Source organism: uncultured Sphingomonas sp., assembly GCF_964237335.1.
Taxonomy (GTDB): Bacteria; Pseudomonadota; Alphaproteobacteria; order Sphingomonadales; family Sphingomonadaceae; genus Sphingomonas.
In genome coordinates, this window is sequence record NZ_CAXSHM010000019.1 from 24565 (window position 1) to 45295 (window position 20731).

Below are 20731 nucleotides of genomic sequence, written 5' to 3' on the forward strand. Positions count from 1 at the left end.
CTTTCGTATGGATGGCATCGTTGCAAGCGACTGGCCCACGCTGCTCATGATCGTGGGCGGCCTTGTTGCTGTCGGTTTGCTGATCCTGCGAACGCCACTTTTTCGCGATCGAGACATCGCACCGCTGACGGTCTTCGGCTATTTCGCGATCATCGATGCCACCGAGAGGAAGTGGTGGACTGCGGCGCTGCTAGCTGTGGCCGTATTGATATTTGGCTGTCGCCTGTTCCTCCGCCGCCGGTCTGCGCCCGATCGATCCGACTTCACAACTCCCGCACCCCGGCCCGCACCTCGGGTGTGAGCATCAGCGCGGTCATCGCCCATACCAGCGCGTCGGCGCGGTCGGGCGAGCGGCCCGGGCCCCTCGTAGCCGCCGCCCGCCACCAGCCCGCACAGCTCATCCTCCAGCGCCGGGAACGCGCCCAAATGCCAGGCGCGCCCCGCCTCGTAGAGCGCCGCCACCGGCTCGGCGCGCGCGACCTTGCCGTGGCTCGCGTGGACCAGTTTCAACGGCAGCGTGGCGCAGGCGGCACGCAGCACCTCCTCGACCATCCGCCCGCCCTGGTTGGCCTCCGCCACCACCCGGTCGGCGCCCACCCGCGCCGCGCACCCCGCCACCGCGCGCGCCCACATGGCGGGCGAGGCGGCGGTGACGCTCGCGTCCTCGATCACATAGGCGTGGCCGTCGCGCCCGCGCGCCACCGCGACGATGCCGCACGCGTCGCCCCTCCTGCCCGCCCCACGCTTTCCTTCCGTCACCGATCCCGCGGGCGGGTCGACCCCCACCACCACGCGCACGACCGGCGGCAGCTCGGCCGCGCGCCGCGCCTCCAGCAACGTGCGGGTCCACAAGGCGCCGGCCACGTCGTCGATCATCTCGCCGTCCAGCTCCTGGCGGCCGAGCCGGCTTCGCCCGTACAGCGCCTCCATCCCCGCGACATAGCTGTCGGGCAGGTGCCGGTTGTCGCGCGTCGACCCGCTCGTCTCGACCAGCCCGGGCATCGCCATCATCCGCCGCATCAGCACGGTGGCGCGCGGCGTCGTCGTCACCACCACGCGCGGCCGCTCGCCGACGCGCAAGCCCAGCAGCAGATTGTCCCACGCCGCCTCGCCGCCCGGCCCCCATTTGCCCAGCTCGTCGCACCAGGCCGCATCATGCTCGGGCCCGCGCAGGCTTTCGGGCTTGGTCGCCGCATAGACGTAGGCGCGCGCGCCCGACGGGAAGATCAGCTCGCCCTTGCCGGGCATCCAGATCATGTCCTCGGCGATCCGCGACACCGCGACCAGCCCGCTCACCCCCTCCACCATCACCCGGCGCGCGTCCTCGATCGTGCCGCCGACCAGCGCGATCCGCGCCTTCGGGTTGTCGCGCGCGAGCTGGCTGATCCACTCGGCGCCGGCGCGCGTCTTGCCGAAGCCGCGACCCGCGCGGATCAGCCAGACGTGCCAGTCGCCCGGCGGCGCGAGCTGGCCGGCGTGGGCGTCGGGCGCCCAGCGGCTGGCAAGCTCCTCGGCTGCATCCACCGGCAACTCTCGCACCAATCTGGCGCGAGCAGCGGGCGTCAGTCGACGCAGGCGATCGAACGGGTTCCCCGCCAATGCGGTCTCGACCGCCGTCCATGGTCCGTCTCGGCTCATGCGTTCTCCCCCGTTTCGGCCCGTCGAGCAACGGGGAGGAGCGTGTCGCCGACGGCGAGGCCAGGCGCGTCGCCGCCGGCTGTGGCGCGCGCCGCCTTCGCCGCCTCCAACCGGTCTAGCCGATCGAGTTTCTTGACCAGCAGCGCATCGACCTCTTCGCTCGTCATCGCCTTGCGACGCTTGTTTCGCGGCCCGTTCTCCTGCGCGGCGCGACGCTGATTGAGGATGAGCAGCGCCAGTTGGTACGCGGCGGGCAGTCCCCGGCCCGTCAGCAGGCCCGAACCGGCACCGGCGGCCAGGCCGATCCCGCCTGCGGCGGCCGGGCCGATCCCGCCTGCGGCGGCCGGGCCGATCCCGCCTGCGGCGGCCGGGCTGATCTCGCCTGCGGCGGCCGGGCCGATCCCGCCTACGACGGTGGGCCTCGCTCCCTTGACGGTCGGGATCGTTCCGCTGTGGTCGGCATCGGTCCAGCCGGCGAGCGGCGGCAACGGCTCGATCGGGGCGGCGTCCGGGTCGATCCCCATGGCACCGACTCCCTCGATCGCGCGGGCGAGCAGCTGCTCCTCGAGATAGTGGTAGCCGATGTCGAGCGCTTCCGCCCAAAGCGTCGCGAACTCGGGCGAGCGACGGCGCAGGGCGTGCGCCGTCTTCGCCGTGATGCCGGCGGCACGCGCCGCCGTCCTGATGTTGCACGTGGCCGCCAGTGTATTCAGAAACACCTGACGCTTCGCGCGCGTGAACTCGTACGGTCTGACCGCTCGCAGTTGCACCCGATGACCGGCGCTACCCTGAACACGCTCGTCACTGACTTCGCCGCCGATGTCGTCCGTGGCCTCGTTCATGTCGCCGTCTCCCGCCAACGCGAACGGGCCGGCGGCAGCCTTCACCAGGCGCCGATCCTAAGGAAGGATGCACCCCGCGAAGGCCGCCCCGGCCCGTGTCGGTATTTCTCGATGTTCCTGTTTTGTACACAGACAGCGTGACGCTGTCAAACGGTTTGTACCGGTTTGGTTAAAAGAGGCGGGTACCTCCCCCTCCGTCCGGCTGCGCCGGCCACCTCCCCTCGCGGGGGAGGATCAAGACAATCCTCCCCCGCCAGGAGTGCCGGGATGAACGCGCGCCGCGCGTTCAAGATCGTGCCGGGGGCACGATCAACCCGGCACTGGTGGCGCCGAAGGCGACGGAGGGGGAGGACGCCTTCCGCTCGCGATCGCATCCCGCCGTTCAACCGCGATCGCCATGATCTGCCGCACGACCGCTTCAAGCTCCGTCAGCACGTCACGCGCCGCAAAGCGCAGCACGTCGACGCCCCGACCCCGCAACCACGCATCCCGCAGCGCATCACGCGCCGGTCGATCGCCCCGCTCATGCGCCTCACCATCGACCTCGATCACAAGCCGCGCGGGCGCGCAGAAGAAGTCGAGCACATAGTCACCCGCTGCCTGCTGCTTGCGGAAACGAAGGCCGGCGTCGTTCTGCCGCAAGGCAAGCCACAGCGCGATTTCGGGTGGAGTCATCGCCCTGCGGAGGCGATTGGCGTTGCTTCGGCCGAAGTTCGATCCTTCAAGGCGCATCGCTTACCTCCCCCTCCGTCCGGCTGCGCCGGCCACCTCCCCCTTGCGGGGGAGGATCAGTTCGTACTTGATCCTCCCCCGCAAGGGGGAGGTGGCGCCGAAGGCGACGGAGGGGGAGGAACGGCTGACCTAGCGGCCTCGTCCCCTCACCTCACCGCCGCCGCCCAGGCCGCGACCTCGTCGTCGAACCGCTTCGTCACCACCAGCCCGCTCGCCACGCCGGTCGCCAGGCCCCCCTCCACATCGACGTCCACCTCGCCCGCCCATTCCCAGGTCGCGTTGCCGCTGATCGTCGCGAAGCCGTCGCTGCCGGCGGTGGCGCGGACGCGGCCGCCGCGGTTGAGGACGGTGACGGGCGTGTCCCAGCTCATCCGGCGCGTGATCGCCGCCGCGACCATCGACGCCGCCATCGCGCTGCCGCAACTGTCGGTCAGCCCGACGCCGCGCTCGAACGTCCGCACGAAGATCGTGGGGGGCAGCGTGCCCGGCCCGCGCACCTCGACGAACGACACGTTGGCGCGATTGGGCAGCCAGGCCGGCGCCGCCTCGCACACCTCGCCCAGCCGGACGAGCTCGGCCTCGTCCACCTGCTCCACGAAGGCGACGAGGTGCGGGTTGGGCATCAGGACGGCGGTGAAGCGCAGCGGCGAGCCGAGCGGCGGCAGGGCTGAGTCGATCAGCCGTCCCTCGGCATCCGCCTCGACGCCCGCCAGCGGCCAGTCCGCGATGCGCAGCCCCACCGGCCCCGCGCGCTCCCCGATCGTCACCACCCCGGGCGCGAGCGGCGGCTCCGCCCACACCTCGGCGGAACTGGTGACGAGCTTCACGCGCGCATGGTCAATACCCCCGGCCGCCAGCCCCGCCCGCCCGACGCACCGCAACCCGTTGAGACATTGAGGACTTTCCGAACCATCGGCATTGAACATCACCATGCCGAAATCATGCGAGTCTTCGCCCGCCACCAGCAGCAACAGCCCGTCGCCCCCCACCGGCCCGCCGCGATCCGCCAGCGCGCGCGCGACGATCGGCCAAGCCTCGCGCGGCACGTCCAGCCCGCGCGCGTCGATCAACGGGAAGTCATTGCCCGATCCGTGGCAATGGGTGATCGCAAAGCGCATGGAATCGCTCCTTCCGGCTGCCCCCAAAGCACATTCCCGTCGCACGCGACAATGATGCGTTGGTCGTCACGGGCAGGGATGGCAGCGGTCGCGCATGACTGCCATGTGGCCCTTCGCGGCGGCATCCTGTAGCCGGCACCGGTGACGGATGCCGGCACGGTCGGCCAACCGACAAACCAGCGGAGCTGATCGGCAGATGAAGTGGTGGTCGAAAGCAGCGTCGGCGATGAGCCTGGTCGCGGCGGTGTCGGTTTCGGCGTCGGGGGCGGGAGCGGCCCAGACGGTGCTGCCCCTCGAGATCGTGAACGGCGATGTGGAGGCGCTGCCCGTCAGCGTCGATGGCCATCCCGGACTGTACCTGTTCGACAGCGGGATTGGCACGTCCGCGGTCACGCCGGCGGCCGCCCGCACCATCGGCTGCACTCCCTGGGGGAAGATCACCGGCTTTCGCGCGATCGGCGAGCGCGTCGACACGGAACGGTGCAATGCCGCGACGATCCAGCTCGGCGCCGTCACGCGGCGCGTGCCGCAATTGTCGGTACTGGACCTCGAGAAGCTGATGGGCCCGGTCGGTCGGCGCTTCGCCGGCGCGATCGGGCTGGATGCCTTCGACGGCGAGACGGTCACCTTGTCGGTGGCCGGCCATTCGCTCACCGTCGAGGACGCCCGCAGCGCCGCACGGATCGCCGCGACGGGACAGGAGGTGCCGATCCGGCTGGTGCGCGAGGCCGAAGGGGCGGCGCTGACCGCCGACATCGGCCTGGCAACGAGGTCGGGCCGGCTCTGGATGGAGATCGACACCGGCAATTACGGGCCGTCCCTGATCGACAAGCGCGCGGCGCCGCTGATCGGGCTGGCCGTGGCCGACGGGCGGCAGCCGCTCGACGTCGCGGCGACGGCGCGCGCGCGGCTGGGCGGAACCGCGATCGTGCGGGACCTCATCATGGACGGCGATCTGGGCCGTCAGGCGCTCAAGGACTGGGACGTGACGCTGGACCTCACCCACGGGCGGGGAGGGATCAGGCCCGCGACCGCGCGCCCACGATCCTGACGCGGGCCTCGTCCCGGCGGCGACCGACCCGCTATCGCAGCCCATAATGGTCCGCCAGCCGGTCGAGCGCCAAACCGAGCACCACGCGGCCCGATCGGGTCGGCCAGCCGAACGCCGACTCCACGGTCGGCAGCCCCTCGCCGGCGCAGATCACGCGCCACAGCACGTCGTCCAGCCCGCGCCCGACCGCGCCGATCGCGGCATCGAACCGGCGCTTGGCCGCGAGCTGCGCCTCGCCCGGATCGGGCGCGGCACCGCGGCCGCCGTCGACGCGCTCCGCCCAGCGCATCGTGACGGCGGGAGCGACCGCCGCACGCTCATGGTCGGCGCGCAACCGCTCCCCCGCCTCATGCTGCCGCGCGTCGACCATCCCGCGCGACCACAGCCAGGCGAGCGGCGACTCGGCGCGGTTCACCGTCACGCGGCGGCCGCGCGCCGGCAGGGCCGTGGCCGGTGACTGGCCGGCTCCCGGCACCCGCAACACGCCATTGCCGTCCACCACGCCCTCCACCCAGTCGCGCATCGCCCGTCCAATTGCCGTCATCTCGCGAGGGCTTGCCATGAACCGGCGGTTGTAGGACAGGGATTTTACCACATCGGTACAGGAACCGCCCATGATCACCGCCATCCGCGAGGTCCGCCGCGCACGCGGGCTGACGCTGGAAGAAGTCGCCCGCCGCTGCGTCCCACCATCCACTGCGCAAACCGTCAGCCGCCTCGAAACGGGCACGCGCACCGTTTCCGTCGGCTGGATCAACCGGCTGGCGGCAGCGCTGGAGGTGTCGGCGGGCGATCTGGTCACGCTCCCCAGCCGCGCCGAGCTGCCGGTCGCGGCGGTGATCGACATGGCGGGCGCACGGGCGCCCCGCGCGCCCGTCGCGCTGGTCGCCCCCGCCGCTCCGCCCGGCGCGGTGGCGGTGGTCGTCTCAGCCGGGGTCGGCGACTACCGCGCAGGCGACGAGCTGTGGTGCGTGCCGCTGCCGCCGGAAGGCTTTGCACAGGCGCTGAACCGCGACGTGCTGGTGCCGCTCGCCGCCGGCCGGTTCGCGTTCGGACGGCTGCTCGCCTGCGGTCCTGGTGGCTTGCGGCTGCTGCCGCCCGGGCCGGGCGCGCGGGAGCTGGCGGTGATCGACCCGCCGTGGATCGCGCAGGCGATGCGGCTCCTGCGGTCGCTGTGATCGGCTTACGTGGGGCGACCTCCCGCCAGGAACGAGGGCGATGATATTACCCCACCTGCCCGCGCTCGGTGGCGCGGCTGGCGGCAAGTTGCGGACAGCCGCCGCGGGTATCGAGGCGGCAACAGCGCGATCGGCCCGATACGAGGGTCCGGAGCGCCGGTGCCGACGCCATCGCCCGCTGCGGTGGCGCTACGGCTCGGGTCTGCGCCTCCACGCCGACCGCCACATGACAAGGAGGCGCTGGGCCACGCGCGCTAGGGTCAGTCAGCTCATCCGGGTGCCGAGCCGTCGCTCACGCGTCGCTCGCGGTCGAGCCGGCGATTGGCGGGTTGAGCGGGCCCTGCTGCGAGCCGACCCACTCGCGCCACAGCAGCACCAGCGCCGCCATGATCGCCGGCCCCATGAACAGGCCGACCAGCCCCCACCCTTCCACGCCGCCGAGGATGCCAAGCAGCACCCACAAGAACGGCAGCTTGGTCGCGCCGCCGATCAGCACCGGGCGAATGAAATGATCGGCGACGAACGTGACCACGAACCCCAGCACGACGATCACGATCGCCGCGACCGTGTTGCCGGCCGCCAGCGTCACCGCCGCCGCGACCAGGAACGCCACCGCCGCCCCGAACGGCACCATCGCGAACAGCGCGGTCAGGAGGCCGAACAGCGTTGGATGCGGCGTCCCTGCGACGGCATAGGCGATGCCCAGGATCACGCCTTCGCCGAGCCCGACCAGGACGAGCCCGTTCACCGTGCCATGGATCGAGCGGATGATCTGGCGGCCGACGTCCTCGCCCGCGGCGCCGAACGCGCGGCTGCTGCCGATCCTGAGCTGCTCCACCACATCGTCGGCGTCGCGCAGCAGGAAGAACAACGCGAGCAGCATGAACCCTAGCAGCACGAGGCGATGCACCGCCTCCGCGCCCACCGCGCGGCCGGTGGCCAGCAGGCCGCCCTGCATGGCATGGCCGGCCAGCGCCGAGATGCCGCCTGGCTGCCCGAGATCGCGCTGCCACAGCGGCACCAGCCTGTCCCCGAACGGCAAGGTAGCGAGCACCGGCGGCGGCGGGACGCCGTTCTGGCGTGCCTTGGCGACCCAGGCCATCGCGTCGTGCGCGTCCGAGACGAGCGGCACCGTCACCAGCGTCAGCGGAACGACGAAGACCAGCAACACGCCGAGCACGAACAGGCCGGCGAGGCGCTCGGGATGCCCCGGCCAGCGCTGTTGCAGCCGCTGGTGCCAGGGCCACAGGCCGATCGCGAAGATCACCGCCCAGGCGAGCGCCGGCAGGAAGCCCTTGAGCGTGAAGACGCCCGCGAGCGCGAGGACGATAGCGGCCACCGTGCCGGCCCGCAACTGCATGCCCGACAGGTGTACCGGTCCGCGCCGCGTGTACGTGCCGGGACTGGCGACGGTGCTCGGATCGGGATCTTGCATCGTGATCGCCCTCGATTGACTCGCAAAGCCGCCAAACCGTCGCCGTCCGACCAGCGCCGCCGCGGCAGAAGGATGGTGGGCGCTGACGGGATCGAACCGCCGGCCAGCTCGGTGTAAACGAGCTGCTCTACCGCTGAGCTAAGCGCCCCCGCTCCACGCCTTACTACCCACCGATCGACCATTGCCAGTCCCAATCGCATCACCCGCCGGTCAGGCGATCGCCGCGCCGGCCTGCCTGGCGGCGGCGCAATGCCGGACCATCCCGGCACGGGCACGGGCGCTCAGGTGCATGAACGCCCGGCGCCGGTCGCGCGCGTCGTTGCGGCGGATCAGCAGCCCGGCGGCGGTCATCCTGGTAATCCAGCGCAGCGCCGTGATGGGCGCGACCGCCGCGGCGATGCACAGGCTGGAGACCGACACCTGCGCCTCCTCCAGCTCGGCGGCGAACAGGTCGAGCAATATGTCCCACGCCGGATCCTCGAACCAGCCCGGCCCGAACTCCACGTCGCGTGAGCGACGCGCGCGGATCGCGGCGCGGATATCGGCCGCCGTCACCGGCACCAGCCCGGGCTCGGGCGGCGGCGGCATGTAGTCGGGGGTGCGATCGGCGACGGCCGGCGCGCTCTCGCGCCGCACGGCGATCTCGGCCAGCGTGGCGCCGATCCGGGCGATCTCGCGTGCCAGCGCTGCGAGCCGCTCCGCCTCGCCACCGCCGCCACCACCGGCCGGATCGCGGAGCCGGCCGCCCTCGCTTGCGGCCCGCGCCACAACCAGCGCGGCGGCGCGATCGGCGAGCGTCGGATCGCACAGCAGCTGGACGCGGTCATCGAGCAGAAAGGCGGACACGAGGTCGATCTGCCCCGCCTCCAGCGTCAGCACGATCGCGCACGCCGCCTCTGCGGCGAGCGTTGCAAGCATGGGCAGCACACGGGTGAGCGGCGCGTCGGCGATGCCGACCGCCTCGACGATCAGCACCGCCGGCACGGCGCCCACCAGCTCGCGCGCCGCATCTGCCCATCCGATCTCGGGCATCGCCGACAGTCCGGCGAGCCGTGCCGCCGACGCAGCGGCGTCGCGCGCCTGTCCGTCATCTGCCAAAATCATCGTGCGGGGATCGAGCCGACACCGTCAGGAGGCGCTGAACCGACGCGCGCCCCCGGGAGGCTGAACGGCGACGCGTCCGTTATCGGGCGATCAGCAGGATCACCGCGGTGACGATCACCGCCACAGCGACCGCGCCCCACTTCATCAGTCCGATCAGGCCGTCATAGGTCGCCACATGGCCTTTCAGGTTCGTGTCGTCGGCCATCGTGGTTGCGTCCCGCTGTTCCATATCCCGTCCATCACTAACCGGGCTTGCCGAAGCCCTCAAGTCCCCCGCCGGCCGCCGGAACGAGGCTTAAGCCGGCCTTTACCCGGCACCGCTACAGCCTCGTCCCGACACGGAGACCAACCATCGATGACGCGCAACGGCCAGCGCCTGCTCCTGCTGATCGACGACGAGCCCGCGCAGCGCCGGCTGGTGTCGGCGCTCGCCGCGCGCGGGGGCTGGCGCTCGATCTTCGCGACCGACGGCGAGATGGGGATCGCGACGCTCGGCACGCAGGACGGGATGCAGCTCGACGCGGTGCTGCTCGATCATTGGGCGCCCGACGCCGATGCCGCGCCGCTGATCGCGGAGCTGCGCAGCCGGCGCCCGTCGCTGCCGATCCTGTTGCTCACCGCCAACGGTTCGGTCGCGCATGCCGTGGCGGCGATGCGCAGCGGCGCGACCGATTTCCTCGTCAAGCCGCTGGCGCCCGAGCGGCTGCTCGTCGCACTGGAGGCGGCGGTGGCGGGCACGGCGGCGGGCGAACTGCGCCCCTTGACGGAGAAGATCCCCGCGCTCCTCGCGTTCGACGAGATCGTCGGCTCGTCGCCAGACTTCCGCGCCGCGCTGGCGATCGCGGCCAAGGCGGCGCGCGCGCGCGTGCCGGTGCTGATCGAGGGGGAGAGCGGCGTCGGCAAGGAAGTGGTGGCCGAGGCGATCCACGCCGCCTCGCCCCGATCGCGCCGGCCAATGACGAGCGTCAATCTCGGCGCGCTGCCCGTCAATGCGATGGAATCCGAACTCTTCGGCCACGAGAAGGGCGCGTTCACCGGCGCGTTCGAGCGCAAGGTGGGCCGCTTCGCCGACGCGGACGGCGGCACGCTGTTCCTCGACGAGATCAGCGCGATGCCGCTCGACGCGCAGCTCCGCCTGCTGCACGTCCTGCAGACCGGCGTCATCCATCCGCTGGGCGCGCGCCACCCGCGCGAGGTGGACGTGCGCGTGATCGCCGCCACCAACCGGCGCCTTCTAGACGAGGTGGAGGCGGGGCGGTTCCGCGAGGACCTGTACTACCGGCTTGGCGGCGTGCAGGTGACGATCCCGCCGCTGCGCGAACGTACCGCCGACATACCCGCGCTCGCCCGGCATCTGCTGGCGCGGATCGCCGAGCAGCCCGGGCTCCGGTCGCTCGGCATCACCGACGATGCGCTGGCGCTGCTCGCCGCCTACGATTGGCCGGGCAACGTGCGCCAGCTCCAAAATGCGCTCTTCCGCGCCGCCGTACTGTGCGAGGAGGCGGCGCTGACCCGCGGAGACTTCCCGCAGATCGCGGCGCTCGGGCAGCAGCGGCTGGCGCCGCCGCGCGTGCCGCTGACGATGGCGACATCGGGCGGCGTCACGCTGTTCCGCGCCGACGGCAATCTGCGCGCGCTCGACGAGATCGAGGCCGACGTGATCCGTCTCGCCATCGGTCACTACCGCGGCCGAATGACGGAGGTCGCGCGGCGGCTCGGGATCGGCCGATCGACGTTGTACCGCAAGCTGGGCGAACTCGGGATCGACAACGCGGCGGCGTGAGGGGGAGTTGTCCTGCGACAAACCTCCGTTCGTGCTGAGCCTGTCGAAGCACCTGTTCCGGACCACACCCTTCGACAAGCTCAGGGCGAACGGAGGGAAGGGGCGACGCGAAGAGCCAAGAAAGACTGTGCTTCGACAAGCTCAGCATGAACGGGTGCGGGAAACTTGCGCCACTCTCGCCGCGCTGCCAGACCTGCGCCTCCTCGCCGGAGCACCGCATGCCCCTCGCCCTCGCCTTCCTCGCCGCCGCCGCGGCCCCCGCCCCGCCCGCCATCTCGATCGACACGCTGCGCTCCGTCACCAAGGAGCTTTCCTCCGACGCGTACGAAGGCCGCAAGCCGACCACGCCGGCCGAGGCCAAGACGGTCGCCTATATCGTCGAGCGAATGAAGGCGGCGGGGTTGAAGCCCGGCAATCACGGCCAGTGGACGCAGGCGGTACCGATGGTGGAGATCGCCGGCACTGCCCACGCGCCGATGGTCTTCAGCGGCGGCAAGACGCCGGTCAGCCTCGCCTTCCGCACCGACATGGTCAGCGCGACCTATCAGGTGGCGCCGTCGGTAGCGATCAAGGACAGCCCGGTCGTCTTCGTCGGCTACGGCATCACCGCGCCCGAGGATCATTGGGACGATTACGCGGGGCTGGACGTCCACGGCAAGACGGTGGTGATCCTGGTCAACGATCCGGACTGGCGCTCGCCTGACCGCACCGGTCCGTTCGAGGGCCGCGCGATGACCTATTACGGCCGATGGACGTACAAATACGAGGAGGCCGCGCGCCATGGCGCCGCCGCCGCGATCATCGTCCACCAGACCGAGCCGGCGGCCTATCCCTGGGCGGTCGTGCAGTCGTCATGGACCGGCCCGCAGCTCGAACTCGACGAGCCAGGCGACCATAGGGACCAGAGCCGGATGATCGGCTGGATGCAGCTCGACGCGGCCAAGCGCCTGTTCGCGAGCGCCGGACAGGATTTCGCCACGCTGGAGGCCGCCGCCGGCAAGCCGGGCTTCAAGGCCGTGCCGCTGGGCGTCACCATGTCCGCTGGGCTGACCAACACGATCCGGCGGCAGGCGTCGCAAAACGTGCTCGGCATCCTGCCCGGCACCGCCGCGCCCGGCGAGGTCGTGCTGTACACCGCGCATTGGGATCACCTCGGCCATTGCGACCCAGTGAACGGCGACGGCATCTGCAATGGCGCACTCGACAATGCCTCAGGCGTCGCCGGGCTGATCGCACTGGCGGAGGCGCAGGCGAAGGCGGGTCCCGCGCGCCGCTCGCTGCTGTTCATGTCCGTCACCGCCGAGGAGGCGGGGCTGCTCGGCTCGCGCTACTACGCCGAGCATCCGGTGTACCCGCTCGCCAAGACGGTCGGCGGCGTCAACATGGACGTCCTCAACGTCCACGGCCGCGCGCGCGACTTCGTCATCACCGGCGCGGGCAAGTCGCAACTCGAGGACCTCATCAAGCCGATCGTCGCGGCCGAGTCCCGCACGATCAGCCCCGAGGAGCATCCCGAGCGCGGCGGTTACTTCCGCTCCGACCATTTCTCGTTCGCCAAGCTCGGCGTGCCGATGTTCGACGGCGGATCGGGCGACGACCTGGTGGTCGGCGGCATGGCGGCCGGCCGCGCGGCGACGGAGGACTATGTCGCGCACCGCTACCACAAGCCTCAGGACGAATATGACGCAGCGTGGGACTGGTCCGGTGCGGTGGCGGACCTCGACATCTATTATACGCTCGGCCGGCAACTGGCGGAGGGAACGAACTTCCCGAACTGGTACCCCACCAGCGAGTTCCGCCGCATCCGCGACGCGAGCCGGGCGGGCAACTGATCCTTCGTCACCCCGGGCTTGACCCGGGGTCCCGCTTCTTCTGTGCTGACCCAAGACAGCGGGACCCCGGATCAAGTCCGGGGTGACGACAGGGAAAGCTTCACCTCGACCGGCACTACCCCTAAAACCCCCCGACATGACATCCCCTCCCCCCGAATGGGCGCCGCACCGCGCGGTGTGGATCGGCTTCCCGAGCCATCCCGAACTGTGGCTAGACGATCTGGAGCCCGCGCGCGCCGAGGTGAGCGCCTTCGCCCGCGCGGTCCATGCGGGCGGGCGTGGCGAGCAGGTGATGCTGGTCGCCGCCGACGGTGAGGCCGCGGATGCGGCAAATGCGACCGCGCCGTTCGCGCGCGTCGTGGTGCACGCCTTCGGCGACATCTGGCTTCGCGATACCGGCCCGATCCTGCTCTCGCCCCACAAAGCCCGCGCGTTCGGCTTCAACGGCTGGGGCGGCAAGTACGACCTGCCCGGCGACGAGGACGTCGGCGAGCGGCTGGCTCGCGCCGAGGGCATAGCGGTGGACCGGCGCGACTGGGTGCTGGAAGGCGGCGCGATCGACGGCGACGGCAGCGGTCTGGTCGTGACGACCGAGCAATGCCTGCTCAACCCCAACCGCAACCCCGCACTGTCGAAGGCGGAGATCGAGCGGTGGCTGGCGGCGGACCTGGGCTACACCCGCGTGCTGTGGCTGGGCGACGGGCTGGTCAACGACCATACCGACGGCCACGTCGACAACCTCGCGCGTTTCGTCGGCTCGAACCGCCTCGCGCTGCCGGTGCCGGAGGAGAATGATCCCAACTGGCGCGTGTACCAGGATGCGCGCGCGCGCGCCGAGGCGGCGGGCGTCGCGGTGGTGGGCGTGCCCTCGCCCGGCCGCGTCCTGCGCGACGAGAATATCGTGCCCGCGAGTTACATGAACTTCTACATCGGCAACGCGGCGGTGGTGGTGCCGCTGTACGGCGCGGCCAACGACGCGGCGGCGGTCGCGGCGATCGCGGCGCTGTTCCCGGGGCGGAAGGTGGTGGGGCTGAGGGCGGACGCAATCCTGACCGGCGGCGGCAGCTTCCACTGCATCTCGCAGCAGGTGCCGGCCTAATCGGCAGGCGCAGGCGTTGGCCGAGTTGACGGCGGAGGCTGTTGCGCCTTGTCGCCGCTCTTGCGCCCGGGACCGAACTCGACCTGCAATCCCGCGCCTACGCCAGCGCTCGCGCCACCGATGCTCACGCCCGGGGCGATTTGAATGTGTAATGGCCTTTTGAAGAACGATGGCTTGGTTTCGGGCGGCGTGCTCGGGCGAAGACGAAACTGCTCGTTGCCGCGGGCCGTCACGACCACGTCCTCGCCGGTACCGGCCGGCGATGCGGTATCTGCTGGCGAGAGTATGCCCGCCGTGACAGGCGCGCTCGGACCGGCTGGACTGGCATAGACTGTCGAGCGCGCGGCGTCGGAAGCATCGCCTGGGCGGCATCGACAAGCATGCGAGTCTCCTATGCTTCGTATCCGGATTGAGATGCGATCGATCGGCACGAAAGGCAATCGGTCGGGGACCGGCATGACCCGCCGTCCCTTTCGTACTCGGCATTGCCCGGCGCGGCGCTGGACCCCGGCACGAGGCCGGGGTGACGGGAGGATGCGGTGGCGCCCCGCCTCGCCCTATCCTACATCCTCGCCCATGACCCAGATCACCGTCGCCGCGCTGCAGCTCGGCTTCACGCCCGATATCGACCGCAATATCGCCGCCGTCTCGCGCCTGGTCCATGAAGCCGCCGCGCGCGGCGCGCAGGTGATCCTGCCGCCCGAACTGTTCGAAGGCGAGTATTTCTGCCGCGTCGAGGACGAGGGCCTGTTCGCCGCCGCCGCGCCCGTGACCGAGCACAAGGCGGTGCTGGCGATGCAGGCGCTGGCCGAGGCGCTCCACGTCACCATCCCGACCAGCTTCTTCGAGGCGGACGGCCCGCACCATTACAACAGCCTCGCGATGATCGGCCCGGACGGCGAGGTGCAGGGCGTCTATCGCAAGAGCCACATCCCCGACGGCCCCGGATATGAGGAAAAGTTCTATTTCCGCCCCGGCAACACCGGCTTCAAGATATGGCCCGGACCGCGCGAGGCGCCGCACGCGAAATTGGGCGTCGGGGTGTGCTGGGATCAGTGGTACCCGGAAGTCGCGCGCGCGATGATGCTGATGGGGGCCGAAGTGCTGTTCTACCCGACCGCGATCGGATCGGAGCCGCACGACACCTCGCTGGACACCGCCCGGCTCTGGCGGCGCGCGATGGTGGGCCATGCGGTCAGCAACGTCGTGCCAATCGTCGCCGCCAACCGCGTGGGCGTGGAGCCTAGTGGAATAGAGGGGGGCCAGACCTTCTACGGCACCAGCTTCATCGCCGACGAGCGCGGCGACATCGTGGCGGAACTCGGCCGCGAGGAGGAGGGCGTCATCACCGCGACGCTCGACCTCGACCGCATCCGCCGCCATCGCGCCGCCTTCGGTTTCTTCCGCGATCGTCGGCCCGATCTGTACGGCCGGCTGGTCGAGGACGTCTGACCGCCACGTCGCGCCGACTTATCATAGGTTGTATCGCTGCCGGATGACAGCCGACGGAGCCGTCGGTACGCCCTCATGGTCGTCCCGTCGCTGCGAGGCCTTCATGCATCTGCCGTTCTCCTCGCTAGACCAGACCGGCAGCGGCGGCGGACCGGGGTCTGCGACCGCCCAGCCGAGCCTGCGCGACGGCGTCGACATGGCGAAGCTGATCGGCCGCCCGCACCTGTTCGGCCGCGTGAAGCCGCTACGCCGGGGTTTCATGGTCGAGCCGATCGGCAATCTGGTGCTCCGGCCGGGCGGTCGCATCACCGGCCACGGCCACCCCAACGAAGGGACTTGGGCGCCGTACGAATGGGGCGAGGTGCCGTCGTCGCAGGCGTTCGCGTTCGTGTCGGGCGGCAATGGCTATATTCCGAGCTCGACATGGACGCAGTCCTTCGGCGACATGCCCATCGGCCTCTTCTGCGACGAGCCCGAAGACTCGATGGCGGCGCAGCGGCTGTGCCTGATTCCGCAGGGCCCCGTCGTTCCCGCCGACGATCCGGAGAACGGCGTCGTCTTCCTCGTCGCCTCGTGCCTGCGCTTCCACGAGAGCACGATCCCCGCGCTGCTCGCGCAGCTGCGCGCCGAGGGCATCCCGGCGAGCCGCATCAAGGTGGTCGTCAACGGCTGCGCGCGCGACGAGGACCGGACGATCGACGGCGTCGACCACGCGTTCAGCACGCACGACGGCTGGGAATGGAGCGCGCTGTACGAGGCGCCGCGGCGGTGGCGCTTCGGCTATGCGTTCCTGATGCACGACACCAACGTGATCTTCCCGGGCTTCCGCCGCAGCGTCGAGGAGTTCAACCGGCACCTGGCGTGGGACCATCTGCCCGCCTCGCCGCTCGCGCGCTGCCTGCTCGGCCTCTACAGCCACGATTTCCTGACGCGCCTCAATCCCTGGCTGAAGACGACCGACCGGATCAGCAAGCGCGACGGGATCATCGCGGAGGCGGCGGCGGAGATCCTGTTCCGCGCGCGCACCGCGCTCGTGATCGGCGACGCGGAACGCAACGGCCGCTACGCCCAGGCCGAGTGGCGCGAGCTCGTCGACCAGTTCGACACCGGCACCGCCCGCGTCCGCCGCGCTTTTCCGGCGATCAAGCTGCACAAGTTCATCCATGCGGGGCCGGCCAAGCCAGACGCGCTCTGAGCCCGGACGTGACAGGCGGGGCAGTCCCCGAGCTGCTGTTCGAGGACGATCAAGCGATCGGCCTGGCGCTCAGCCCCCGCGTACAGGAGGCGTTACGCGCGCGGCGGATCGGGATCGGCCCCACACCGCGCGACCACATCGTGTTTCCCAAGGCGGTACGCGTGGAGGCGTATGCGAGCTTTCCGCAGCAGACCGAGTTCTACGACCTCGGCGCCTTTTCCTATGCCGAGACGAGCGCGTATCTCGGCCGGGTGCGCGTCGGCCGCTATACGTCGATCGCGAGCGACGTGGAGATGCTGGGCGAGCGGCATCCGAGCGAGTGGGTCACCCAGTCGATGGTAACGTACGACTTCGGCTATCCGGGCATCCGCTATGGGCACGAGGATTTCGGCGGTAGCCCCGGTGGGGCCATGCCCGCGCCCGCTTCCTTCCCCGACCGGTTCGGCGGCGCGGTCACGATCGGCCATGACGTGTGGATCGGCCGCCACGTCCGGATCGCGCGCGGCGTGACGATCGGCCACGGGGCGGTGGTCGCGGCAGGCGCGGTAGTGACGCGCGACGTCGCCCCCTACACGACCGTCGGCGGCGTTCCCGCGCGCCCGATCCGCGACCGCTTCCCCGCCGCCGTGGCGGAGGCGCTGCTGGCGAGCGACTGGTGGGACTGCGCGCCGCCCATCCTGTGGCGTTTCGACATCCGCGACCCCGCCGGCTTCTGCGCACGACTGGCGGAGGCGAAGGCGGCGGGCACGGTCGAGCCCTTTGTGCCGCGCGTGACGACCGCGGCGGACCTGCTGGCGGAACTTGGCGGCTAGGTGCCAGCGGCGTCGGCTCGAACGTCTTTGCGAGCGGAGCGAAGCAACCCATCGATCCGGGCGCACCGCTGGGTTGCCGCGTCGCTTCGCTCCTCGCAACGAGGGAGCGTCGTCGATTATCTTACCCCGCCAGTACGGCGTTCCCGTACCGCTCGCGCCGCCACAAGGGCGTCACCAGCATGTGCGGCACCGCGAGTGCGGCGATGCAGGCGAACAGCATCGCGGTGCCGTCGAGCGCGATGCGAGTGAACAACAATACGACGCCGGCGAGCACCATGACGGCGCCCAGCAGCACGGGCGCAATCCGATGGCCATAGTCGCGCAGGCTCGCGCAACCCAGGTCGCGCTGCCGCTCCAGCGTCTGCCCGCGAGCATGGAGCAGCACGAAACCGCAGGCGAACCCCACCAGCGGCGGCAGGATCAGCGTTGCGGCGAGGCCGACGATCACCTCGACGCGCGAGGATCCCGTAATCGGCCTGTCGGCCATCAGCGCACGGATAACCGGCACCAGCGCGACAATCGCCACCACCTGCATCGCACCCGCGAGCATCGTCGCCGCCTCCGGTTGGACCACCGATGCGAACAGCCCGGACAGCGCCTGCCGGTGCAACAACGCCGGACCCGCCACCAGCAGCGCGCCGAGGCCCCAGCCGGCGTTCCGGTCGCTCGCCAGGTCGACATCACGTCCGTCGATCGCGAAATGCACTGCCGACAAAACGAGGAACCCGACCAGCGCGATCGGCGGCGCCATCAGCCACAAGCCCAGTACTGCCAGGATCACCAGCCCATAGGCCAGCAGGAACGATACCCGCCTAGGCCCAGGCACCACCGCAAGATCGCTCGCGCCATGCGGAAGACCAAGGACCGCGACTGCACCGGCCGCAAAAACAAGTTGGCCCGGGACCGGCAGCACCGATGCGACCATACCCGCCGCGATCAGCGCGCCCCATCGCCAGGACGGGGCGCGCCCGGCGATCACACCCGGCCGACGTACGGATCGGCGGCCTGCCCGTCGCGCGACGTCGTGGTATCCGCCAGTGCCCGCTCGACGTTGCTCGCCGCATAGAAGGCGTAGACCACCTTGGCGGCGACATCGAGCACCAGGATCGCCCAAGACGTGGCATCGGTCGAGGCCGACTTCAGGCCCTCCGGCCCCACCGCGAACACGACCGGGTACAACACCCACAGCACCGTCAACGCGGTGACGTTCTTGAGGTACGCGCCGGTCATCGCGCCGCCCAACTTCGTGTTGATGGTCCGCAGCGGCACCCACAGGATGTACAGCACGCCGAGGAACGCCGCGCACGACCAGCCGAACCAGATCCATTTGATCACCGGTGCCACCGCCAGCGACGAGATCAGCCCGGTCACGATCATCAGCACGTCGAGCGTGATGATGGCGATCAGATAGCCCGACATCTCGCGCCGCCCATGCAACGCGGTCAGCACCAGTCCGGCGAGCAAGATCGGCGTTGTGAACGTCCAGTCGAGATAGCGCGCGACGAACGTCACCGTGCCGTCGAGCTTGACGATGTCACCGATCGCGAACGTCATCGCCAGATAGGAGGTGGCGGCGATGAACGGCACCGTCGCATGCATATAGGTCTGATCGACCGCCGCGGGCGCCTTCGAGCCCTTGGCGTAGATGGCGAGGCTAGACAGCGACATGATGACGAAGCCGACCAGGAAGGGCGTGAAATCCATGGGTCTTCCCCTGTTGTTCGCGCGGAGTGCACCGACTTCCTGAACAGTCCGGATCGGGCACTGTTCCGCCGGGCGGGTATTTTACCCATTTCGACCCGTTCGGTGCTGATATTCGCCTATCGTTCATCGCGGCAGACAACCGCCGCGGACGGTTGCCCCGCGGCGGCGTGATCGTTACGCGGCCGGGCATGGCGCAGCCCCTCGTCGGCATCATCATGGGATCGACCTCCGACTGGGAGACGATGCGGCATGCCGCCGCGACGCTCGACGTGCTGGGCGTGATGCACGAGGCGCGGGTCGTCTCCGCGCACCGCACGCCCGACCGGCTTTACGACTATGCGAGGGGCGCCTCGGCGCGTGGCCTGAAGGTGATCGTCGCGGGCGCGGGCGGCGCGGCGCATCTGCCGGGCATGGCGGCGGCGATGACGGCGCTGCCGGTGCTTGGCGTGCCGGTGGAATCGGCCGCGCTGTCGGGCATGGATAGCCTCCTCTCGATCGTGCAGATGCCGGGCGGCGTGCCGGTGGGGACGCTGGCGATCGGCAGGGCGGGGGCGATCAACGCCGGGCTGCTCGCCGCCGCGATCCTCGCGCTGTCGGACGCCGCGCTCGCCGAGCGGCTGGCGGCGTGGCGCGCGGCCCAGACCGACGGCGTGGCGGAGATGCCCGAGTGACGCCGCTTCCACCGGGCTCGACGATCGGCATCCTGGGCGGCGGCCAGCTCGGGCGGATGCTGGCGGTCGCCGCGGCGCAGCTCGGCTATCGCACCCATGTGCTGGCACCCGACGAGGAAAGCGTCGCGGCGCAGACCGCGTCCACCTTCACCCGCGCCGACTACCACAGCCGCATCGTGCTCGACGACTTCGCCAACGGCTGCGACGTCGTGACCTATGAGTTCGAGAACATCGCGCTCGGCCCGGTGGTTTACCTCGCGGGTAAGGTGCCGGTGCACCCCGCCCCCGCCGCGCTGGGCATCGCGCAGGACCGGGCGGAGGAAAAGGCGTTCGTCGAGGAGATCGGCGGCCGCACCGCGCCTTGGCGTCGTGTGGAGACGCGCGAGGAGCTGGGCGATGCCCTGGCCATGATCGGCGGCGCAGCTGGCGGAGGCGCCGCGATCCTCAAGACGCTGCGCATGGGCTATGACGGCAAGGGGCAGGTCCGGATCGAAGACGCAGCCGAAGCGGACGCGGCGTGGGAGGCGATCGGCGGGAGGCCGGCGATCCTCGAAGGGCTGGTCGCGTTCAGCCACGAGTTCTCGATCCTGCTCGCACGCGGACACGATGGCTCGATGGTCAGCTATCCGCCGCCGTGGAATGAGCATCGCAATTCGATCCTAATCCGCTCGACGCTGCCCGCCCCCGCCGAGATCGCGCGCCACTGGACGGAAGCGGCGGCGCTCGCCGGGCGGATCGCCGACCGGCTGGGCTATGTCGGGCTGCTGGCGTGCGAGTTCTTCGCGACCGCGGACGGACCGGTGTTCAACGAGATGGCGCCGCGCGTCCACAATTCCGGCCATTGGACGATCGAGGGCGCGGTCGCCTCGCAGTTCGAGAACCACATCCGCGCGATCGCCGGGCTGCCGCTGGGCGATACGGCGCTGACGGCGAACGGCGTCGCGATGGAGAATCTGATCGGCGCCGACGTCGACCGCGTGCCCGCGATCCTCGCCGAGCCGGGGGCGCACCTGCACCTCTACGGCAAAACGCGCGCGCGGCCCGGGCGCAAGATGGGGCATGTGACGCGGCTGGTGCGATAGCGC

The 20731-nt window shown here is 70.6% G+C and carries 20 protein-coding genes, 1 tRNA gene and 1 pseudogene; 11 read left to right on the forward strand and 11 right to left on the reverse strand.

Annotated elements, in window-relative coordinates; translation table 11 throughout:
- Window positions 1–7: 7 nt before the first annotated feature.
- A complete protein-coding gene (locus ACFE65_RS10900) occupies window positions 8–301 on the forward strand; it encodes a hypothetical protein (protein ID WP_375382389.1) in 294 nt (97 codons plus the stop codon).
- Here the strand turns inward: ACFE65_RS10900 and ACFE65_RS10905 are convergent.
- The 4 genes and pseudogenes from ACFE65_RS10905 to dapF form a co-directional block, all read right to left on the reverse strand.
- A pseudogene (locus ACFE65_RS10905) lies at window positions 264–1638 on the reverse strand (DNA-packaging protein). The gene ACFE65_RS10900 and the pseudogene ACFE65_RS10905 sit on opposite strands and share 38 nt — an antisense overlap.
- Window positions 1635–2525: a hypothetical protein gene (locus ACFE65_RS10910; protein WP_375382390.1), complete on the reverse strand. Its 891-nt coding sequence runs from the start codon at window positions 2523–2525 to the stop codon at window positions 1635–1637. The pseudogene ACFE65_RS10905 and the gene ACFE65_RS10910 overlap by 4 nt, the downstream one beginning before the upstream one ends.
- Window positions 2526–2789: 264 nt before the next feature.
- A complete protein-coding gene (locus ACFE65_RS10915; RefSeq protein ID WP_375382391.1) occupies window positions 2790–3212 on the reverse strand; it encodes an endonuclease domain-containing protein in 423 nt (140 codons plus the stop codon).
- Window positions 3213–3358: 146 nt separating this feature from the next.
- On the reverse strand, window positions 3359–4330 hold the full coding sequence (gene dapF / locus ACFE65_RS10920; RefSeq protein ID WP_375382392.1) for a diaminopimelate epimerase: 972 nt from the start codon (window positions 4328–4330) through the stop codon (window positions 3359–3361).
- 196 nt (window positions 4331–4526) lie between these two features.
- On the opposite strand from dapF, the gene ACFE65_RS10925 reads away from it, so the two are divergent.
- Complete coding sequence (locus tag ACFE65_RS10925) at window positions 4527–5381, forward strand: aspartyl protease family protein (RefSeq protein WP_375382393.1); 855 nt, start codon at window positions 4527–4529, stop codon at window positions 5379–5381.
- A gap of 31 nt (window positions 5382–5412) precedes the next feature.
- Here the strand turns inward: ACFE65_RS10925 and ACFE65_RS10930 are convergent, their stop codons facing one another.
- Window positions 5413–5904 (reverse strand): DUF6456 domain-containing protein, encoded by a 492-nt coding sequence (locus ACFE65_RS10930; protein WP_375382424.1) that lies wholly within the window; start codon window positions 5902–5904, stop codon window positions 5413–5415.
- Window positions 5905–5995: 91 nt separating this feature from the next.
- Here ACFE65_RS10930 and ACFE65_RS10935 point away from each other — a divergent pair, with 91 nt between their 5' ends.
- Window positions 5996–6559, forward strand: coding sequence for a helix-turn-helix domain-containing protein (locus ACFE65_RS10935; protein ID WP_375382394.1), 564 nt, complete (start codon window positions 5996–5998; stop codon window positions 6557–6559).
- Window positions 6560–6851: 292 nt separating this feature from the next.
- Here ACFE65_RS10935 and ACFE65_RS10940 read toward each other — a convergent pair whose 3' ends face one another.
- The 4 genes from ACFE65_RS10940 to ACFE65_RS10955 all read right to left on the reverse strand — a co-directional run bounded on the left by ACFE65_RS10940 (window position 6852) and on the right by ACFE65_RS10955 (window position 9303).
- Window positions 6852–7994, reverse strand: a complete 1143-nt coding sequence (locus ACFE65_RS10940; RefSeq protein ID WP_375382395.1) for an AI-2E family transporter — start codon at window positions 7992–7994, stop codon at window positions 6852–6854.
- Between the two features lie 73 nt (window positions 7995–8067).
- Window positions 8068–8142, reverse strand: a tRNA-Val gene (locus tag ACFE65_RS10945).
- Window positions 8143–8204: 62 nt separating this feature from the next.
- Window positions 8205–9098 carry a hypothetical protein gene (locus tag ACFE65_RS10950; protein WP_375382396.1) on the reverse strand — a complete coding sequence of 298 codons (894 nt, stop codon included), beginning with the start codon at window positions 9096–9098 and terminating at the stop codon, window positions 8205–8207.
- A gap of 79 nt (window positions 9099–9177) precedes the next feature.
- Window positions 9178–9303: an aa3-type cytochrome c oxidase subunit IV gene (locus ACFE65_RS10955; protein WP_375382397.1), complete on the reverse strand. Its 126-nt coding sequence runs from the start codon at window positions 9301–9303 to the stop codon at window positions 9178–9180.
- Window positions 9304–9453: 150 nt separating this feature from the next.
- Here ACFE65_RS10955 and ACFE65_RS10960 point away from each other — a divergent pair, with 150 nt between their 5' ends.
- The 6 genes from ACFE65_RS10960 (at window position 9454) to ACFE65_RS10985 (ending at window position 17271) form a co-directional block, all read left to right on the forward strand.
- Window positions 9454–10881, forward strand: a complete 1428-nt coding sequence (locus ACFE65_RS10960; RefSeq protein WP_375382398.1) for a sigma-54-dependent transcriptional regulator — start codon at window positions 9454–9456, stop codon at window positions 10879–10881.
- Between the two features lie 218 nt (window positions 10882–11099).
- A complete protein-coding gene (locus ACFE65_RS10965; RefSeq protein WP_375382399.1) occupies window positions 11100–12713 on the forward strand; it encodes a M28 family metallopeptidase in 1614 nt (537 codons plus the stop codon).
- Window positions 12714–12849: 136 nt separating this feature from the next.
- On the forward strand, window positions 12850–13812 hold the full coding sequence (locus ACFE65_RS10970; protein WP_375382400.1) for an agmatine deiminase family protein: 963 nt from the start codon (window positions 12850–12852) through the stop codon (window positions 13810–13812).
- Between the two features lie 576 nt (window positions 13813–14388).
- Complete coding sequence (gene aguB / locus ACFE65_RS10975) at window positions 14389–15264, forward strand: N-carbamoylputrescine amidase (protein WP_375382401.1); 876 nt, start codon at window positions 14389–14391, stop codon at window positions 15262–15264.
- A gap of 103 nt (window positions 15265–15367) precedes the next feature.
- Window positions 15368–16459 carry a hypothetical protein gene (locus ACFE65_RS10980; protein WP_375382402.1) on the forward strand — a complete coding sequence of 364 codons (1092 nt, stop codon included), beginning with the start codon at window positions 15368–15370 and terminating at the stop codon, window positions 16457–16459.
- A gap of 8 nt (window positions 16460–16467) precedes the next feature.
- The gene (locus tag ACFE65_RS10985; protein ID WP_375382403.1) at window positions 16468–17271 is read left to right on the forward strand and encodes a hypothetical protein; all 804 of its coding nucleotides are present in this window, start codon (window positions 16468–16470) and stop codon (window positions 17269–17271) included.
- 121 nt (window positions 17272–17392) lie between these two features.
- On the opposite strand, the gene ACFE65_RS10990 is transcribed toward ACFE65_RS10985, so the two are convergent.
- Both ACFE65_RS10990 and ACFE65_RS10995 read right to left on the reverse strand, forming a co-directional pair.
- Complete coding sequence (locus ACFE65_RS10990) at window positions 17393–18250, reverse strand: Brp/Blh family beta-carotene 15,15'-dioxygenase (RefSeq protein ID WP_375382404.1); 858 nt, start codon at window positions 18248–18250, stop codon at window positions 17393–17395.
- A complete protein-coding gene (locus tag ACFE65_RS10995) occupies window positions 18247–18975 on the reverse strand; it encodes a bacteriorhodopsin (RefSeq protein WP_375382405.1) in 729 nt (242 codons plus the stop codon). Before ACFE65_RS10995 ends, ACFE65_RS10990 begins: the two co-directional genes overlap by 4 nt.
- Window positions 18976–19163: 188 nt before the next feature.
- Here ACFE65_RS10995 and purE point away from each other — a divergent pair, with 188 nt between their 5' ends.
- A complete protein-coding gene (gene purE, locus ACFE65_RS11000) occupies window positions 19164–19646 on the forward strand; it encodes a 5-(carboxyamino)imidazole ribonucleotide mutase (protein WP_375382406.1) in 483 nt (160 codons plus the stop codon).
- A complete protein-coding gene (locus ACFE65_RS11005) occupies window positions 19643–20728 on the forward strand; it encodes a 5-(carboxyamino)imidazole ribonucleotide synthase (protein ID WP_375382407.1) in 1086 nt (361 codons plus the stop codon). Before purE ends, ACFE65_RS11005 begins: the two co-directional genes overlap by 4 nt.
- The last annotated feature ends 3 nt before the right edge of the window (window positions 20729–20731 follow it).

Bases quoted from the DNA above. Each gene is read 5' to 3' on its own strand.
- ACFE65_RS10970 (WP_375382400.1), top strand. From the start codon at position 12,850: ATGACATCCCCTCCCCCCGAATGGGCGCCGCACCGCGCGGTGTGGATC.
- ACFE65_RS10995 (WP_375382405.1), bottom strand. From the start codon at position 18,975: ATGGATTTCACGCCCTTCCTGGTCGGCTTCGTCATCATGTCGCTGTCT.
- purE (WP_375382406.1), top strand. From the start codon at position 19,164: ATGGCGCAGCCCCTCGTCGGCATCATCATGGGATCGACCTCCGACTGG.
- ACFE65_RS10900 (WP_375382389.1), top strand. From the start codon at position 8: ATGGATGGCATCGTTGCAAGCGACTGGCCCACGCTGCTCATGATCGTG.
- ACFE65_RS10935 (WP_375382394.1), top strand. From the start codon at position 5,996: ATGATCACCGCCATCCGCGAGGTCCGCCGCGCACGCGGGCTGACGCTG.
- ACFE65_RS10955 (WP_375382397.1), bottom strand. From the start codon at position 9,303: ATGGCCGACGACACGAACCTGAAAGGCCATGTGGCGACCTATGACGGC.
- ACFE65_RS10980 (WP_375382402.1), top strand. From the start codon at position 15,368: ATGCATCTGCCGTTCTCCTCGCTAGACCAGACCGGCAGCGGCGGCGGA.
- ACFE65_RS10965 (WP_375382399.1), top strand. From the start codon at position 11,100: ATGCCCCTCGCCCTCGCCTTCCTCGCCGCCGCCGCGGCCCCCGCCCCG.
- ACFE65_RS10940 (WP_375382395.1), bottom strand. From the start codon at position 7,994: ATGCAAGATCCCGATCCGAGCACCGTCGCCAGTCCCGGCACGTACACG.
- ACFE65_RS10925 (WP_375382393.1), top strand. From the start codon at position 4,527: ATGAAGTGGTGGTCGAAAGCAGCGTCGGCGATGAGCCTGGTCGCGGCG.
- ACFE65_RS10950 (WP_375382396.1), bottom strand. From the start codon at position 9,098: ATGATTTTGGCAGATGACGGACAGGCGCGCGACGCCGCTGCGTCGGCG.
- dapF (WP_375382392.1), bottom strand. From the start codon at position 4,330: ATGCGCTTTGCGATCACCCATTGCCACGGATCGGGCAATGACTTCCCG.
- ACFE65_RS10930 (WP_375382424.1), bottom strand. From the start codon at position 5,904: ATGCGCGACTGGGTGGAGGGCGTGGTGGACGGCAATGGCGTGTTGCGG.
- ACFE65_RS10960 (WP_375382398.1), top strand. From the start codon at position 9,454: ATGACGCGCAACGGCCAGCGCCTGCTCCTGCTGATCGACGACGAGCCC.
- aguB (WP_375382401.1), top strand. From the start codon at position 14,389: ATGACCCAGATCACCGTCGCCGCGCTGCAGCTCGGCTTCACGCCCGAT.
- ACFE65_RS10915 (WP_375382391.1), bottom strand. From the start codon at position 3,212: ATGCGCCTTGAAGGATCGAACTTCGGCCGAAGCAACGCCAATCGCCTC.